The sequence below is a fragment of the Vibrio gazogenes genome (assembly GCF_023920225.1).
GTDB classification, from domain to species: Bacteria; Pseudomonadota; Gammaproteobacteria; order Enterobacterales; family Vibrionaceae; genus Vibrio; species Vibrio gazogenes.
Map to the genome: position 1 here is coordinate 127,130 of NZ_CP092587.1, position 17,278 is coordinate 144,407.

General features: G+C 46.1%; 14 protein-coding genes and 2 pseudogenes. 5 read left to right on the plus strand and 11 right to left on the minus strand.

The features are described 5' to 3' along the window. Window positions 1-873 carry a dTDP-4-dehydrorhamnose reductase gene (rfbD, locus tag MKS89_RS00555; RefSeq protein WP_072963017.1) on the plus strand — a complete coding sequence of 291 codons (873 nt, stop codon included), beginning with the start codon at window positions 1-3 and terminating at the stop codon, window positions 871-873. 5 nt (window positions 874-878) lie between these two features. Then, window positions 879-1,424 carry a dTDP-4-dehydrorhamnose 3,5-epimerase gene (gene rfbC, locus MKS89_RS00560; RefSeq protein ID WP_072963009.1) on the plus strand — a complete coding sequence of 182 codons (546 nt, stop codon included), beginning with the start codon at window positions 879-881 and terminating at the stop codon, window positions 1,422-1,424. 359 nt (window positions 1,425-1,783) lie between these two features. On the opposite strand, the gene MKS89_RS00565 is transcribed toward rfbC, so the two are convergent. After that, entirely contained in the window at window positions 1,784-2,428 is a 645-nt protein-coding gene (locus tag MKS89_RS00565) for a hypothetical protein (RefSeq protein ID WP_072963012.1), read from the minus strand. Window positions 2,429-2,479: 51 nt separating this feature from the next. Between MKS89_RS00565 and MKS89_RS00570 the strand changes: the two are divergent. Beyond that, window positions 2,480-3,632, plus strand: a pseudogene (locus MKS89_RS00570) (IS3 family transposase). Window positions 3,633-3,636: 4 nt separating this feature from the next. Here MKS89_RS00570 and MKS89_RS00575 read toward each other — a convergent pair. The 6 genes and pseudogenes from MKS89_RS00575 to MKS89_RS00600 all read right to left on the minus strand — a co-directional run bounded on the left by MKS89_RS00575 (window position 3,637) and on the right by MKS89_RS00600 (window position 11,652). Next, window positions 3,637-3,942, minus strand: coding sequence for a hypothetical protein (locus MKS89_RS00575; RefSeq protein WP_205409173.1), 306 nt, complete (start codon window positions 3,940-3,942; stop codon window positions 3,637-3,639). A gap of 650 nt (window positions 3,943-4,592) precedes the next feature. After that, on the minus strand, window positions 4,593-6,500 hold the full coding sequence (locus tag MKS89_RS00580) for a hypothetical protein (protein ID WP_072960317.1): 1,908 nt from the start codon (window positions 6,498-6,500) through the stop codon (window positions 4,593-4,595). Between the two features lie 2 nt (window positions 6,501-6,502). After that, the gene (locus MKS89_RS00585) at window positions 6,503-7,144 is read right to left on the minus strand and encodes a hypothetical protein (RefSeq protein ID WP_072960320.1); all 642 of its coding nucleotides are present in this window, start codon (window positions 7,142-7,144) and stop codon (window positions 6,503-6,505) included. A 59-nt stretch (window positions 7,145-7,203) separates the two neighbouring features. Then, window positions 7,204-8,904 carry a VPA1262 family N-terminal domain-containing protein gene (locus tag MKS89_RS00590; protein ID WP_072960323.1) on the minus strand — a complete coding sequence of 567 codons (1,701 nt, stop codon included), beginning with the start codon at window positions 8,902-8,904 and terminating at the stop codon, window positions 7,204-7,206. A gap of 483 nt (window positions 8,905-9,387) precedes the next feature. Continuing rightward, window positions 9,388-10,614, minus strand: a pseudogene (locus tag MKS89_RS00595) (tyrosine-type recombinase/integrase). A 171-nt stretch (window positions 10,615-10,785) separates the two neighbouring features. Further along, window positions 10,786-11,652, minus strand: a complete 867-nt coding sequence (locus MKS89_RS00600) for a YicC/YloC family endoribonuclease (RefSeq protein WP_072960326.1) — start codon at window positions 11,650-11,652, stop codon at window positions 10,786-10,788. A gap of 233 nt (window positions 11,653-11,885) precedes the next feature. Between MKS89_RS00600 and rph the strand changes: the two genes are divergently transcribed. Beyond that, on the plus strand, window positions 11,886-12,602 hold the full coding sequence (gene rph / locus MKS89_RS00605; protein ID WP_072960328.1) for a ribonuclease PH: 717 nt from the start codon (window positions 11,886-11,888) through the stop codon (window positions 12,600-12,602). Window positions 12,603-12,709: 107 nt separating this feature from the next. Next, complete coding sequence (gene pyrE, locus MKS89_RS00610; RefSeq protein WP_072960331.1) at window positions 12,710-13,354, plus strand: orotate phosphoribosyltransferase; 645 nt, start codon at window positions 12,710-12,712, stop codon at window positions 13,352-13,354. A gap of 65 nt (window positions 13,355-13,419) precedes the next feature. Here pyrE and lpxM read toward each other — a convergent pair whose 3' ends face one another. From lpxM to coaBC, 4 genes are all read right to left on the minus strand, one after another. Then, on the minus strand, window positions 13,420-14,388 hold the full coding sequence (lpxM, locus tag MKS89_RS00615) for a lauroyl-Kdo(2)-lipid IV(A) myristoyltransferase (RefSeq protein ID WP_072960332.1): 969 nt from the start codon (window positions 14,386-14,388) through the stop codon (window positions 13,420-13,422). Between the two features lie 19 nt (window positions 14,389-14,407). Continuing rightward, the gene (lpxL, locus tag MKS89_RS00620) at window positions 14,408-15,352 is read right to left on the minus strand and encodes an LpxL/LpxP family Kdo(2)-lipid IV(A) lauroyl/palmitoleoyl acyltransferase (protein WP_072960334.1); all 945 of its coding nucleotides are present in this window, start codon (window positions 15,350-15,352) and stop codon (window positions 14,408-14,410) included. 6 nt (window positions 15,353-15,358) lie between these two features. Further along, window positions 15,359-15,949, minus strand: coding sequence for a nucleoid occlusion factor SlmA (gene slmA / locus MKS89_RS00625; protein WP_072960582.1), 591 nt, complete (start codon window positions 15,947-15,949; stop codon window positions 15,359-15,361). 72 nt (window positions 15,950-16,021) lie between these two features. Next, the gene (gene coaBC / locus MKS89_RS00630; protein ID WP_072960336.1) at window positions 16,022-17,224 is read right to left on the minus strand and encodes a bifunctional phosphopantothenoylcysteine decarboxylase/phosphopantothenate--cysteine ligase CoaBC; all 1,203 of its coding nucleotides are present in this window, start codon (window positions 17,222-17,224) and stop codon (window positions 16,022-16,024) included. Between the last annotated feature and the right edge of the window lie 54 nt (window positions 17,225-17,278).

Sequence of the window (17,278 nt, forward strand, 5' to 3'; positions counted from 1 at the left end):
ATGAGGGTGTTAGTCACAGGATGTAATGGCCAGGTTGGTCATTACTTAGTTGAGCAGCTTCGTGGCAAGGTTGATTTGCTATCTTATAGTAAAGAGCAGCTTGATATAACTGACCAAGTAGCAGTTTTTTCTATCGTGTCAGAGTTTGCTCCTCACTATATAATCAACGCGGCTGCATACACCGCAGTTGATAAAGCGGAGCAAGACGTAGACTTGTCGTATGCGATTAATCGTGATGGTCCTCAATATCTTGCGGAGGCGGCTGATCGTTGTGGTGCGGTAATGCTTCATATTTCGACTGACTATGTATTCGATGGCGATGTAGATGGCTCCTACACCGAGAGAGACGCTACAGCTCCGCAGAGCATTTACGGGGAAAGTAAACTTGCAGGTGAAATTGCAGTTGCTGAAGCATGTAGACGGCATTTAATCTTACGTACGGCATGGGTGTTCGGTGAACACGGCAGTAATTTTGTTAAAACCATGCTAAGGCTAGGTGCCGAACGTGACGCTTTAAGTATAGTGTCGGATCAAGTCGGCGGGCCTACTTATGCCGGAGATATTGCTAAAGCTTTAATTACGATGATCGAATTCATTGATGCTGGTAAAGAACCACTGTGGGGTATATATCACTTCTCAGGTGCTCCATACGTAAGCTGGTATGAATTCTCCCGTGTAATTTTTGACCAAGCAGAAAGTTCTCAGATTTTAGACAAGAAACCATTATTAAAAGCAATCCCAACTCGTGAGTTTCCAACCCCAGCGAAACGCCCTGCTAACTCGCGTTTGAACTGTGACAAAATTGTTCAGCAATTTGGTATTAAGCCAAGTGATTGGCAGAAAGCACTCATCAATATTCGGAACTATAAGTAAAAGTTATGAACGTTATCGAAACTAAAATTCCAGATGTGAAGATTATCGAACCTCAAGTTTTTGGTGATGATCGTGGATTTTTCATGGAAACATGGCAGCAAAAAAAATTTGAGGCGTTGGTTACGGGAAAACCTACACCATTTGTACAGGATAACCACTCTAAATCAGGTCAGGGAACCCTTCGAGGTTTACATTATCAAACCGAAAATACCCAAGGTAAGCTGGTACGAGTGATTTATGGAGAAGTATATGATGTTGCAGTAGATATGCGTCAAGATTCACCAACATTTGCTCAATGGGTCGGTGTGATACTGTCCGATGTAAATAAGCGTCAACTTTGGGTGCCTGAAGGCTTTGCTCACGGATTTTATGTGATGAGTGATGTAGCAGAGTTTGTCTACAAGTGTACCGACTATTATAACCCGAGTGCTGAACACTCAGTTATCTGGAATGATGCTGACTTGGGGATAGAGTGGCCGTTAATGGTGGAACCGAGACTCTCTGCTAAAGATATGAGTGCTTCCCTATTTGCTGATGCTATTAAATTTTGATTTGAAATACGATCCAGAAATGTTGTGATTCAATGAAATCGGACTCTATTTAAGGGCATATTCGATCATTAACCTTACTCACCAGTTGGTTGAAAAAACCGGAAAGGGTTTGAAATCCAATGAAAACAAAAAAGCCCCTATTTACAGGGGCTTGGTAAGATTAGGTAAGCTCAAAGAGACTCAAAATAACTTATTCTATATTTTGGATCTGTTCGTGGAGTGATATTTATATTCTTACAAAAATCAATGTCTTATGCTGTTTTTCCGGTTGAGCAATATGCTTCCACTTACCAGTTTACTCACCACTTGGCTGAAACATGATTTTTTACTCGCACCCTAGAGCTGCCTTATATTAGTTACTACGAATTATACCATGAGACAAAATTATTCTTAAGAACAGCCAAGCATTGTTTAAAACTTAGCAGATTGTGAGTTTTTTCGGTTCTAAATTTCTGCACAATGCTAGGGTGTTTGAGCTTTTCCAGACAGCAGGGAACCTCTGAGCGTGTATACCTCTCCGAGCCGTTATAAGAGTCAGTTCTAACTATCGTCAAGCAGATTTCATCGGCCTTATCGGTATACGTCAGACTAAAGTGCAGCTCCGGAAAATCTTTTTCTATCTCTTTAACTGACGATTGTATGCCCATGAATTCGTAATCCAAGAAATACTCATATATTTCTACATTACGAAGGGGAGAAAGGTTTTGGAAAGCTTGAGGATTAAAATGTTCAAGAAATCGAGCTATCACTACCCGATGCTTTCCAGCATTAATGAAGTACTCATCCCCGATTTTTTTTAGAGACAGGCCTGATTTTTCAATATCGGAAAGATAGTAATCAGGATTTCTCTCAAGTTCTTGAAGATTTCGCCTGATTCTTTTTAAGTGCCGACCATTAAGGCAATCTCCCCATGTCATATCTCCATACCCTTGATCGATACCAATGACTTTTCCCAAGGGAATGTCTTCAACTATCTTTTTGTAGTTAGAAAGGGTTCTACCCATATTTTACGGACACATCTATAAAGAGGCATACTATGCCTAAAAGGAGTGTCTATGACCAAGCGAAGAAAATATTCTGCAGAATTCAAACGCGAAGCCGTTGCGCTGACTCAGCAACCGGGTGTGAGTTGTCGTCAGATAGCATTAGATATCGGCATCAATCCTAACTTATTAAACCGTTGGAAACGAGAGGCGGAGCAGTCACAAGATAAAGCATTTCAAGGCACTGGCTCTCCTCGTGATGAAGAAATGGCGAGGTTAAAACGCGAATTAGTTAAAGTGAAAAAGGAACGTGATTTTTTGCGAGAAGCGGCAACGTTCTTCGCCAAAGAGTTACCGTAAGGTATCTTGCGATATCGCGTTGCCGCGATGTGTTTTCTGTTCGCCTCATGTGCCGTTGTTTGCGCGTCTCTCCTAGTGGTTATTACGCTTGGGTGGAACGTCAGCCAAGTGCGCGTGCTCTTACTAACGCAACGTTATTAAAACGAATGCGCGAGCTCCATGATGATAGCGGTGGCATTATCGGCGCACCACGTATGCACGAAGATCTGCAAGCCGAAGGGTTGAAAGCGAGCTTAAATCGTGTAGCCAGGCTGATGTCAGCGAATGGACTTTATGGCTGGCCGCGTAAAAAAGGTCGAGGGGCAAAGCGAAAGTCCGCACGTCCTGATGGTTTAAAGAATCATCTTGAGCGGGACTTTAATGCTTTGGAGCCGGAAACCAAATGGGTCACAGACATTACAGAAATTGGGACACTTGAAGGGAAGCTTTATCTGTGTGTGGTGCTTGACCTGTTTAGCAAGCTCATCGTTGGCTGGTCGATGCATCATCGACAAGACCATCATATGGTGATTCGAGCCGTCGAAATGGCGGTTTGGCAGCGACAGGAAAGACATCATGTTATCTTACATTCAGATCGTGGCACACAATTTACCAGTGGAGATTATCAGCGCTTTCTCAAGCAAAAGAACCTAACCAGCAGCATGAGTGCTGTAGGCCATTGTGCAGATAACGCGGCTTGTGAAGGGTTCTTCGGTGTGATGAAACGGGAACGAATCAATTATCGACAATACCGGACAAGAAATGAAGCCAGAGCAGATATTTTTGATTATATCGAACGGTTCCATAATCCAAGAATGCGACGTAGACTGGCGAATCAAGACAGCAAATTTACGTCTTTACTAAACCGTCCGTGAAAACGGGGTAGAACCCTACCTTTGAATGCTTTTACAGAGCGCAACTATGTACTGATCTGCGTCCTGAGGTTCTGAATAGATTTCCCCATATTCTTCTGCGGCCATAAAATCAGAAAAATCATCAAAGGCCGCTTTGCTTAGGTACTCAGCCAAATGAGTTGCATCGTCAGAACTCTTGCACAGCAAAACCTCCGGCCAGAGCAGGTCACCATCTGGCCCCCGATTGCCGGGCTGATCGGGCGGATCTAACCTGACGACCCAAACTTCTCTTAGCTCATGTGCTCCAGCTAGGTTGAGCAGTTCAATGCCATTTAACTTCATAAAAATAACTCCGTGCTTAGTGGACGGAGCCATTATCCCGCTGATAACTACCGAGTTTGGCACGCCAAACTGCCCGATTTGGACAAATGTCTTGTCGGTATAGTCAGAAGGAAATTTCCAGATTTTGACCTGGGTTGGTGTTGCTGGTTGAATGTATATAAATGAATTTAAAAAGATATTTATGTTTCGTTACATGTCACGAATGTAAAATGTGACATGTAACGCCACTGCAAGGGCATATGTGGGAACGTTGCACGTTTAAGGCTTGGGTATATTGGTTGGCTGCACGATTAACGCTTAAACCTATGGGGTGGTTGCACGGATGAACTATTTTTAACCGTTGTTTTCGGCGTTTAGTGCGATTTTGATGGTGTTTTCGGGGGCGTTAAAACCTGTTCAACGTGATTTTGTAGTTATGTTGGATTGTTGCACGGATATTTCTCGGATATGTGGGGACGTTGCACGCTTGGTTTTGGTAGTGCAAAACGATACCCCAATTTGCCACCATGACCACAAGCTTTTTACCACTTGTTGCACTTTTACCTAAGAGTCCATTTAGCAACCATCCAGTTACATCTGGGGCCGCTTAGAGTGAAAAGGAGTCTGTTGGATGCGGTCAGAAAATCGGGGGGCTATTCTCCTATGCCGACCTAAGCTAACTCTTCAATCAAGCTGACGTAACCTGGATGTATCTTGAATTTCATCTTAGGTCCACTCTCGTATCTGGCTGCACTCGATGCGAGAGAAGTTAAGTCAATTTCGGCCTGGTTGAGCAAGTCCTTCAAGTATTCCTTAGGGATCTGGTTTTGCACAAGCAGGGGCAGCAGGCTTATGAATGAACAGGGATTGCTGGCGACTAAGGCCAATATCTCCCGTGACGTCGGGTAGGCGGCCTTATCCAGCCATATACTGTAATGGTCATCATTCGCGTTTTTTGCTTCTACAGTCCACTGTAGCCGGCGAATGACTAGGTGTTGCTGCATGATTGGCCAGAAGTCGTTACCATAGATGTCAATACTTAACATCTCAGTGGTAGCTTCCCACAGCGCTTGAAATAGCGCGGCGGATTGGTTAAGTATTTCGAGATTGAGAGTTTCCTGTGCGTTAGCAGTACAGTCCAGAATCCCTAGGCCTACGTCAACCAATGTTCGCATCAGTCCTGAAGCATCTGAGGGTTGCCATTCTGCGGAAATTTTATAAATGGGACGGAATTCGAGAATTTCCCTCAGCACAACGCTAGAGTTCCACATATTCAGCCAGTGACTGGTGAAGTTATCGCTCAATGCGACGGAATACCCGAGCACCCGGCAAGCATAGTTGTTGGGCTGAGTAGCGTGATATTCACTAACATGGCTTCTAATCGACTGACCTTTGGAGGAGTTCCACTCGGTAGGTGTCAAGTTCCATTCGTTGATGAAATCTCTGACGTCCGGTGCCGGAAACCTGTCGGGCTGGTTCGAATGTAGAAGTGCTAGCATGGATTGATAAACCCATGGCTCCCAAGAAAAATTCAATTGCTCGGAAACGGTTGGGGAACAAGGAAGTGGGAGTTTATCGGCTAATGCCCATAATATATCTTGGCTACTCAGAGATCGTTTTTGACCCGAGTTGTTATCAGGGAAGTTAAGGTACTGGCGAGTGAGCCATGTGCCCCAACGCTTAAACAGACCCTCGAAATCGGATCTTTTGGCGACAGTATCAACGAAAGAAGCGAGCAGAGATTCGACGTGCGGCTCTAACACAGAGGGAGGATGTCCATGCCCATCAGCAATGTGAATGAGTTTCATACTTCCGTGCCTGAGCAAGCTAGGTAGCAATAGGGCACCATCCCATGAGCCATCGCTTTGGAAACTTGTTGGAGACCTGTATGTGAACTGTTCCCATAAATCGTAGTTACGGTAAAACTCAGGGCTGTCGAGTACTCGATTGATCAAGACTAGGCTTTGTGTGGAGTTCATCCATTTAAACAATGTGTTGAGATCAAGCTTTGCTAGTAATTTAACCCATGGCCAACTGGAATCATCGGTCCGACTTTCCCTGGTATGTCCGTACCAAATTTCATCGAGGGTGATTGGATGGGATGGATCAACCTCATATTCCTGAAGCAGCTTTTTTTCAGCATCGGCGAAATGTTGTTCAGCTAAATTTAAGAGTGCCTCTTTGAAAGCATCATTTTTCAGAGCTACGACCAGTGCCACTTCCGTCCATAAATGCTCGACCCACCATGAGTTTCGGGCGAGAGCCCTGAAGGCTGCGTACCAGTTTTCAGTTTCTGAAGAGGCCCAGGCTGTTACAATTCCGATCACCAAAGTTGCCTGAATTCTCGGATCGTCCGACGCATCGAAATCCTCGTGAGAACCGTCCAAGTGAGTGGTAAATCTCTTAAGAGCATTCTCGGCATCATCCTGGATGCAGAAGTATTCTGTTACAGACGTGATCAATAAATCGGGAGATGCAAAGCTACCTTCTGCGAAGTCTCCAATTAACGACTCGGCGATTGTGTATGATTTCTGCATTTCAGATTCATAAGCAGGTGGCAATTGCCATTCTTTGTTCATGACTATTTTTTCCTGTTGGCGTTGGCCATCTTCCAAGCTGTATCAAAAAACTGGACAGCTTTATGGGCATCAGCACTCCAGCCTCTACTCGCTGCGTTTACATCTCGGTGGAAGCCACCTACAGTAGCGCCAAAATGCCATAGCTCTTCATCAATGATTGCAAAGCGGTCGTGAATATAATCGAAGTCTTTGAAGGCAAATGAGATCTCCACTTTTAAGGGGGCATCGACCTTTGCGCGATCATCTGTTACGAAGTCTTCTAATTCCTTAAATTCTTTCTCGATTTCCGCTTGGTCATCATGATGACCTGTTAAAATTCTTATAGTTTGAATATGGTTTGTGAGGAACCAATTCACAACTTTCTTTATTCTTCGACCGTGGCTAGGATTTTTACCGTCTTCAGAAAATAGATGCTTATCAATTATCCACACCCGTTGCGCGGTGCTGATAGCTTTCTCAAATTCTCTTACTATACGTACGTCATCAACTCCATATCGAGCCATAATGGCATCATACTCTGGGAAATGATGATGGCTTTCGCCACTCTGAGTCGCCTCGCAAGGTATGAGTAATTGTGGAGAGAATTTCTTCTCTACCATCTGTGGGGTCGTATTGACACTGTTTCGTGAAGTTAGCTTAGCCATTATTCACATCCTGCGCTCCTTGCGTCGTCTGCGCTTCAGTTCCGTTGCACATCATGCACTTATTTCGCGTCTTTCACGTCACGCCCACAGTGAACGCATGGCTTCTTAAGTGCCTTCCGCGGGACTTTGAAATCCTCCAGAGGAAGAGCGTTGTTGTAGAGGCGCAGAAGATGATCGAGGATTTTCTCGCCATGGGGTATGCGCATGGTAAGCGTTGGCCGTATACCGATAGAGTTCAGAGAACTGCCGATCATCCATACACGACCATCGATCGCGATGAATCGATCATGAAACAGACTGTTTTCTGCATTCGCGACTTTGATTTCAATATTGTTCTTGTGACTACCTTGGAAGATAGCTAGATTTTCTAGCAATTTTTGGTGTGTGTCCTGTGTCGTCTCACTATCAATTTCGGTTCCAGTTGTCGCTTCGTTGATCTGTTTGAAAGCACTGCTTGAAGTTAGGATTTGTATCTTGATCTCGTCTCGTTCAATAGCAAATAGATATTGGAGAATCTGGTTTGCGCTGAAGTATGGATCAGCGATGAAGATGCTTGAGTGAGCGTGCTTGAACTTTTTCCTGATGTGTTCGAGCGCTTCCTTGCGTTGGTCAGCCGTAAACCACGTTTGCTCATATACCTTGGCACTGTGATTAAGGAGTCGCTCATTTTTTGCGTCTAGCAAACGCTGGAAAGCATTTGTTGTATTCGGTGCTTTCCCCAATGTTTGTGAGGATGCTAAGGTTTTTTTATTGGTGACGTACTCATCTACTGCGCTCTTCTTTTTATCCGTCTCGGGAACCGAAACTTTAATGCGTTGCTCGACCACGTCTATCCTCGTGTTCATTTGTCGAAGGAACTGTCGCATGGGCGTTTGCAGTAAGACTCCGCGTTCTGTGTGTGTCAGGATAAGACCGGAGCCATGGATGGATGACGGTCTTTCAATCACAACCAAGCCATCCTCCGGTACCGGAACTGTATCAAAGGAGGTGAGTATCCCTTCTTGCCCTTCCATTGAGGTCAGGCTCAAACCTTTAAGTTTCCTGCCTGGGTGGGGCTTCAAATGGATATACAACGCTTCGGAACCGTCTTCTTTAGGATCAACGAATTGCCGGACTGAATGAACATCGCAGTCCGGCACAGCGAGCGCCATCCCACCTATATATTCAGGGTACTCCCTAAAATCGACATGCATGTGGTGCTCTAGGAATTTGAAGGCTTCTTGGCAATGTTTGCTTTGTCCGTTTTGGTCAAGGAAACTCGGCCATTCTTGACTGTCTGAGATTCGACGTGAGTACCTGATGATGCCAAGGTTACGGAAAGGGATTGAAGGACGTTCAGATTTAAGCGTGATGTCGTCACTTTCCAAGGGCACGCCCAATACAGGCCATGTTGGAAAGTCACTTAGCTTGCCTGCGGAGAGGGGCACTCCATCAGAGTCCTTCCGGGCATCACGAAGGGGAATGGGTGTACCAAGTTCATCAGATGCGGTTCGGTACCACCGGATGGCTTCTTCTGCGGTCATGACGATACGGTCGACCGCAATAGCGCCTTCTTCCTTGAATTTTTTGAAGTAAGGCTTGGCAGGTCTCAAAGGGACTTGCCTACCTGATGCCAGCAACCATACCGACGCGAACAGCAAACGTAGAGGAGGTCGCTCAGATGTAGATCGTGGTGGCACAACCACAGCGACATGCACGACCGCATGTTCGAAGCCGTCAGTCAATTTACTATAGGGGTTACTGCTTTCGTTACTTTCCATGTAGTGCTCGCTATCAGTCGAAGACGCTGGCTTAAGATATTTCTTTAAACTATCGCTAATAAGTTTTACTTAGCTGGATATATGACAGTGATTTATATCGCGGAAAGGAGGGCGGCTGTAAAATTTCATTAAGGAATTTCGCCACTTCGTCATCCTGCGACCATCATATAAGCATTCAGAGGTTTCGAAAAGGGAGTTGACGTGTAGTCGTCGATCAAAGGCTGGCTCTGACTGGTCTGAGAAGGGTAGTAAAAAATTACCATTCTTGGCAGAAATATGTCTTGGAGAGCGTCTGCTTTTAGCACTCTGCTAACTTTGGTCCAGTGAAAAAACGGGGCAGTTCCTCTGCAACGAGTGCTAAGGCATAATTTGCATTTAGGCTTCTACTGGAACAAGCTGAGCGAGATATAGCTTGTTCCTGGGTTGTTTCTTCAAAGGAACTCAGGAAAAGTTTGTTCCAATTAGCCAAAAATGACGGAGAGCTTATAAATCCAGATGAATGAGAGGTGTAACTAGATCGGCAACTTTCTGGTGAGCAGCTTTCAGTTCTTCAAAGTACTCATACCGATCATATATCCCGTCAACTCATCCCTGCCGGTGATTGATGCACAACCGAGCGACGTGATTTGGTGTTCCTACTGATGCAGCGAGACTCCTAAATGTTCGTCGTAAGTCATGTACTGTAAAATGCTCGATATCACCCATTACGTTGGGGGGCTGAACCTTCCTCCCAGCTTCTCGTCCAAATAACTTTGAGATTGCGCTATTCAGGGTATCAGGTCCCATATGTAATAGATTGCTTCGGCGTCTGGCTGGAAAAACGTAATCAGAGCCCATCGATCTTACTTTGAGCTCACTAAGCCATGTCATTGCCTGACTTGGTAAAGGGATAGAAATAGCTATTCCAGTTTTCACCCGCGATTCGGGGATGTGCCACACAGATTCTGTCATATCAAATTCCCACCAAGGAGCTTCACATAGTTCACTCTTCCTGTTACCTAGTACCAAAAAGAGGCAGCACAGCAAATAGTTATCTCTACCAAAGCTATTTAGATGGCTACGAAATACTTTAAAGACTTTCTCGATTTCATCCAGATCTAATGCCCGTTTACAACTGTTTTCAAGGCCTCCAGCATCGTTTATTGTGAAAGGTGCAGCGGGATTATTGGCGGTTAATCCAAGCTTTAAAGCGTGCTTGAAAAGCTGCTTCATATAACCCAGAGTGTCATTGGCAATGGTTAGACGGCCGCTATCCCTAACTCTTTGAATTATCTATCGAACATCCAGAGCTGTGACGTCCTGAATTTTGAACTCGCCGATGACTGGCTTAATTTCCTTTCTATATATTCGAGCTGGAATATTGGGATGCTTTAGCCTTGGCGCTAAATCGTTTTTATACCAATCCTCAAATAAATCATCGACCGATATGATACCAGTCCACTTTTGACGCTGTTTTGCAATGAGGGGATCTACTCCTTGCCTTAAGTCACGTTTAAACACCTCAGCTTCTGATCTTGCATCGGCCAAAGACATACTAGGGTACTGCCCCAGAGTCATTTGTTTACGTTTGCCATTTCCACTATATCGAAGGGCCCAATAGGGCGCTCCCGAGTCTGGAACGATAAAGTAGAGTCCTTTTCCGTCGGATTTCCTTGTCGGCTCTCCTGATTTTGCAAGTGATGCCACCTGCTTTGCGGTCATTGATGCCATTGTGCCTCCTAATACTCACCATTTGATGCAAGTATAGCGAGGCATTACTCACCAGTTAACTCACCACTTAGATGAAACAGATTGAAACGTACAAGAACAGAGTGAAAATAAAAAGCCCTGCTAAATCAGGGCTTTGATGAATATTGGAAAGCTTTGGAAAACAAGAGAAAATTATTCAATGTTCTGAATTTGCTCCCTCATCTGTTCAATCAGAACCTTCAGTTCGACGCCGGAAGCGGTGACTTCGGTATTGATTGATTTCGAGGCCAGCGTGTTTGACTCACGGTTGAATTCTTGCATCATGAAATCCAGACGGCGGCCACAGGAGCCCCCTTTTTTGAGGATGTTTTTGGTCTCTTTGACGTGAGAATCAAGGCGGTCGAGTTCTTCGGCGACGTCGGATTTTTGTGCCATGAGAACCAGTTCCTGTTCGATTCGGCCGGGGTCGAGTTCGACATTGGCTTCTTCAAACTTATTCAGCAGACGTTCACGTTGCCACTCGATGACTTCAGGCATGTGTTCACGGACTTTGTTGGCTTCCTGAGTGATGGCATCGAGACGCTGCTCGATCAGCGCTTTCATATTCTCACCTTCCCGTCCGCGGGATTCGATGAACTCCGTTAAAGCACCGTCAAACTCATCAAGCAAAGATGTATTGATCGTGTCCATATCGTGTTCTGGCGTTTCCATGACTCCCGGCCATTGCATGACCTGAAATGGATTGATGCGACTGAGTTCTCCGGTCATATGCATGACTTGACTGGCAGCATCGATTACCTGTTTGGCGAGCGTTTCGTTAATTGTTAGCTCACCTGCTGTGGATGAGTTTGCCTCAAAGCGTAGGTGACACTCTACTTTGCCCCGCGCCAGACGTTTGCGGAAGCGTTCACGCAGAATCGGTTCTAGGCTACGGAATTGTTCAGGAAGACGGAAATAGGTTTCGAGATAGCGTTGGTTGACGGAGCGAATTTCCCAGACGGCTGTACCCCAGTCAGCTTTGACCTCTTTGCGTGCATATGCGGTCATACTATAAATCATCAAATTTTCCTTAAGTCTTGAATATTTGGACTTGATATTGGTTTTATCTTAACACAATTCTACCGTGTAAGACGTGCGTTGAGAGTGAATCCGGCGGATTGTTTTATCGTCATTTCGGCTGATGTTGCTTGCGTTGTGCAGGGGATTCTTGATGGTGGTTTGCTGAGCGGATTTCCGCTATAATCTGCGGCCAATTTCATCACTCATCCAAGACAACAACAGGTAGATACCTTATGCGTCCAAACAACCGTGCTGCGGATCAAGTTCGTCCGATTCAAATTACTCGCCATTATACTGCCTATGCTGAAGGCTCAGTGTTGGTTGAATTCGGGAATACCAAAGTGTTGTGTAATGCCAGTGTGGAGGAAAATGTTCCCCGTTGGTTGAAAGGTCAGGGTAAAGGTTGGGTGACCGCTGAATACGGGATGTTACCGCGCGCGACTCATTCGCGAACGCGTCGGGAAGCTGCCAGTGGTAAGCAAGGTGGTCGGACGATGGAAATCCAGCGATTGATTGCCCGTAGTTTACGTGCAGTGGTTGATCTGGAAGCGATGGGTGAAATCATGATCACGGTTGATTGTGATGTGATTCAGGCTGATGGCGGCACTCGGACGGCGTCGATTACCGGTGCAAGTGTGGCGATGGCGGATGCGTTTCAGTCTTTAGTTCAGTCCGGAAAACTGAAGAAGAACCCGATGAAAGGTCATGTAGCTGCTGTTTCTGTCGGGATTCTCGGTGATGATGTGTTGTGTGATTTGGAATATGTCGAAGACTCGTCTGCCGACACCGATATGAATGTGGTGATGACCGAAGCCGGGAAAATGATTGAGATTCAGGGGACGGCAGAAGGCGAACCGTTCAGCCATGAACAACTGCTGGATCTGCTGGCTGTCGCGAAAAAAGGTATCACGGATATTGTGGCTGTGCAGAAAGCGGCCTTAGAAGATTAATTGTCGAGAATGGCGCCTTGTTGGCGCTATTTTTTTAGCGGTTGTTTTGTAGGTGGGAACATCGACAGTCGTTATCAGAAAAAAGAGCAACGAAAAGAGAGAAAGTCATGAAAGCGTACCAGCGTGAATTTATTGAATTTGCCCTTGAAAAAGAAGTCCTGAAATTTGGTGAGTTTACTTTGAAGTCCGGCCGGAAAAGCCCCTATTTTTTCAATGCCGGTTTGTTCAACACCGGACGGGATTTGGCGCGTCTGGGGCGTTTTTATGCAGCGGCATTGGTCGATTCAGGGATTGATTACGATGTGTTGTTTGGCCCGGCTTATAAAGGGATTCCCATTGCAACCACAACCGCCGTTGCTTTGGCGGATCATCATGATGTCGATACGCCTTACTGTTTCAATCGCAAAGAAGCCAAAGATCATGGTGAGGGCGGACATCTGGTCGGCAGTGCGCTCCAAGGCAAGATCATGTTGGTGGATGACGTGATTACAGCTGGCACGGCGATTCGGGAGTCGATGGCCATTATCCAAGCCAATGGTGCAGCACTGGCGGGTGTATTGGTAGCGATCGATCGTCAGGAAAAAGGCTCCGGTGAATTATCCGCGATTCAGGAAGTGGAAAAAGACTTCGGTTGTGCCGTGATTTCAATTGTCGGCCTGACCGACTTAATTACCTATCTCGAAGAACAAGGTAATAGTGCTGAACATCTGGCAGCGGTGAAAGCTTATCGTGATCAGTACGGTGTCGCTTAAATTCGCTACGGATTGAAATGATTGCCTGAATGAAAAAACTCAGCCACTGGCTGAGTTTTTTGATGTTACTGATATATTTTTTTGCCGTCGCGCTGCGTTTGTAGCAGAAATAAGTTCCACATATATTGTTCCGGATGTGGCGTGACCAAATCTTCAATTGCTTGATTCATTGCTCGGGCATCTTGTTCTTCATCACCGGTTGGGAAATTTTCAATCGCCGGCAATATATACACTTCATATTTGGATGTTTTATCGTTATAAGCGGGTAATACGGGGACCACTTTCGCTTTCGATAAACGCGCCATTTTGCCAAAACCTTTCAGCGTGGCTTTTTCGGTGGCAAAGAAGGGCACAAAAACAGAATTCTGAGGGCCATGATCTTCATCGGGAAGCCAATAACCGATGTAACCATCTTTAATGGAACGAACGAACGGTTTCACACCCGCGTCTCGTGCAAAAATACGTCCGCCATATTGCATTCGTTGGACGTGCATCAACCAGTCACCAATCGGGTTACGCTGCGGCTTCATAATGGTTGTGACTTTATAACCGCGCGCCGCCAGCATGACCGCAGGGTAATCCACTGCCCAGGCATGGGGTGCGAGAATGATGACTTTTTCTCCGGCATCCAGTAACGGTAGCAGATTTTCCTCACCAATCAGTTCTCCCCGTTGTTGATTATGCCGGGTCGAGCGCACTAAAAACTCAGAGTAGCCCAGCATGTACTGGGCTGCTTTGACAAACGTTTCGTACAGAATTTGTTCGCGCTCTGCTTCGCTTTTTTCCGGGAAACAGTAGGTGAGATTGATGCGAGCCCGACGCACGACACGACCATTTTTATTGACGATCGGCTTGGCTATTTTACGTGCGAGCCCGTCTCGCCATTTCGGGGGGATAAAAGCAAATAGTGCAGCAACCAAGATACCTAACCAAGTTCCCCAGTGGCGAGGATGCAAAAAGGACCACTGGAAAGTCGGATTGTAAAGGTAATTGTCAATGCTGTTTTGACGAGGATTGTCTGGCGTTGAACTCATGAATGCATAATCCTGATGTTTATTGATATCGAGTGTGACTGGTTCCGTCAGGCAACGATTTAAATCGTTTGTGAAGCCACATCCATTGGTCCGGGGCGCGCATGATCACCATTTCAATATATTGATTGAGATAAGCTGCTGCTGCCGTCATATCCTTCTGGGGATATTGCTCTTCAATCGAAATATCGGCCATGATTTCATAGGTGCCCTGAGTCGTCCGGAATCCGGAAACGGGGACAATAGCACACTTACTGGGGTAGGCAATCAAGCTGGTACCGGTTGTGGTACAAGCCTCATCAACACCAAAAAACGGCACAAAGACGGATTTATTATGACCATAGTCTTGATCCGGCAGATAAAATAGCCGTTCGCCTTTGCGTAACACGCGAATCATCTGCTTGAGATCGCGGCGGTAAACCAGTTTGTTGCCGTTGCGGGTTCGGCCGCGATACTGGATAAATTCATAAGCAGGATTGCTATGTGGGCGGTAAACACCATAGCCGGGTAAGCCGAGTACAGCAAAACCACGGGCACAGATCTCCAGATTCAGGGCATGCACTGCACACAACAGTACACCCTTATTGTTTTCTGCATGTTGGCGTAGGGCACTGATATCTTTTTCAACCAGAATGCGGCGAAAACGCCAAGTCGGCCAGAACCATGTGATCCCCGATTCGACTAAAGCCGCACCGGTATTTTTGAAGTTCTCGGCTACCATCGCTTCGATATCATCAGATGACATCTCAGGAAAGGCGAGTTTCAGGTTTGTTTTGGCAATATGGACACGCTTTTTGCCAAACTTCATGCCTAATTTTCCCAGTGAGCGTCCGAGTGAAAGCGATACGGAATAAGGCAAGAGATTTACGATTGCAGCGAGAAGGCCGAATCCAAACCAAACACCCCAGTATTTGGGGTGTAATAATGAGACGGAAAAGGCAGGTTTGCCGATTTTGTAATCATTCATAAAGTGTTATTTCAATTGTGCACTGAGCAGTGACCAGTATTGTTCAAAATTTGCAGTTGGCTGATATTTGAAGTCTGAACGAACAAAACGGTTCAAACTTCCTTCAACCTGTCCTAATAGTTGAGCTGCCAGAATATTTTCTCCGACAGGGAATGATTTGCCTTCGCGAAGTTGACGCTCACGTAAAATCTGACGTAAAGAGGTTTCGATGCGTTCAAAAAGCTGGTTGATTCGTTCACGGAGCCGCTCGTTTTCAAACATCAGCGCATGACCGGATAATATCCGAGTCAGCCCGGGGTTGCGTTCAGAGAATGTTAAAATCAACTGCATTACCATGTTCAGGCGGTTGAGCGTATCTTTCTCTTCGTTGAGGATCATATTAATCCGCGACATCAGCGTTTCTTCGATAAACTCGATCAGCCCTTCGAACATGCGGGCTTTGCTGGGAAAATGACGATAGAGCGCTGCTTCTGAAACACCGACCTGCTTCGCAAGCTTGGCGGTAGTAATGCGAGAGGCACCATCATGAGACTCTAGCATCTCAGCCAGTGCCTGAAGAATTTCGTCACGGCGATTACTTTTTTTTGTTCCGGTCATTTCCATACCCTTTCCGTTACCACATGCTATCAGTAACCGGGTGAATGAATTCAGTCGGTTACGATTGTTATTTTATCCTATTTTTTCACTGATAAGTGTCATGAGTGCCAGCGCCAACTGTGATTTGGGAGCCAATGGTAGTTTTTGCTCCCCAGTGGGCCAGAACAGATGAAGTGCATTTTGATCGCTATTAAATCCTTGGCCGCTGACGGACACATCGTTTGCGCAAATCATGTCTAGATTTTTACGCGCCATCTTCGAACGGGCATACTGTTCAACCTGTTGGGTTTCTGCTGCAAAGCCGACCGTAAATGGTCGGTGAGTGGTCATTGCTGCAACAGAGGCGACAATATCTGGATTTTTAACCAGCGTGATGGTCATGGTATCGGAATCGTCAGTTTTCTTGATTTTTTGATCGGCAATGTCCGCTGGCCGATAGTCGGCAACTGCAGCACAACTGATAAAGACATCATGCTCAGGGGCTTGCATCATTACCGCGTCATACATCGTGGCGGCACTGCTGACATCGATTCTTTGGGCACCAATCGGCGTCGATAAATGGGTCGGTCCGGCTATTAGCGTGACATCAGCACCGAGTTGGGCCGCCGCTCTGGCTATCTCAAATCCCATTTTCCCGGAACTGTGATTGGTCATATAACGGACTGGATCGAGTGCTTCTCTGGTCGGGCCGGCAGTAATGAGCACCGATTTTCCTGTAAGTAACTTGGGGTGGAAAAATTGCTCACACAATTGCACCAGTTGCATAGGCTCCAGCATACGCCCCGGTCCGACATCACCGCAGGCCTGTTCTCCGGCATCCGGTCCCCAAATATACATACCGAATGATGCGAGAGTCTCCAGATTTCTCTGGGTGGCGACATGACGATACATTTGCTGATTCATGGCCGGTGCGAGGGCTACGGGAGCCTGCGTTGCTAAAATAAGAGTGGAGAGCAAATCATTCCCCATACCTGCTGCGATACGGGCAATGAGGTCAGCACTTGCCGGTGCCAACAGAATGAGATCAGCCCATTTGGCCAGCTCGATATGGCCCATTGAGCGTTCAGCCGCCGGATCCAGCAAGCTGTCTGAGACGGGGTAGCCGGAAACAGCCTGCATGGTGAGCGGTGTAATGAAAGATTTTGCTGCATCGGTCATGACGACTCTGATTTCTGCACCGTGTTCAATCAGGCGCCGTGTCAGTTCTGCACATTTGTATGCTGCGATGCCACCACTGATCCCCAGCAGTATTTTTTTTCCTGCCAATGTTTGCATGTTTTGATTCCTTAATCACTCTGCGCGCTATGCTAGCACAACTCCTGAAAAGAT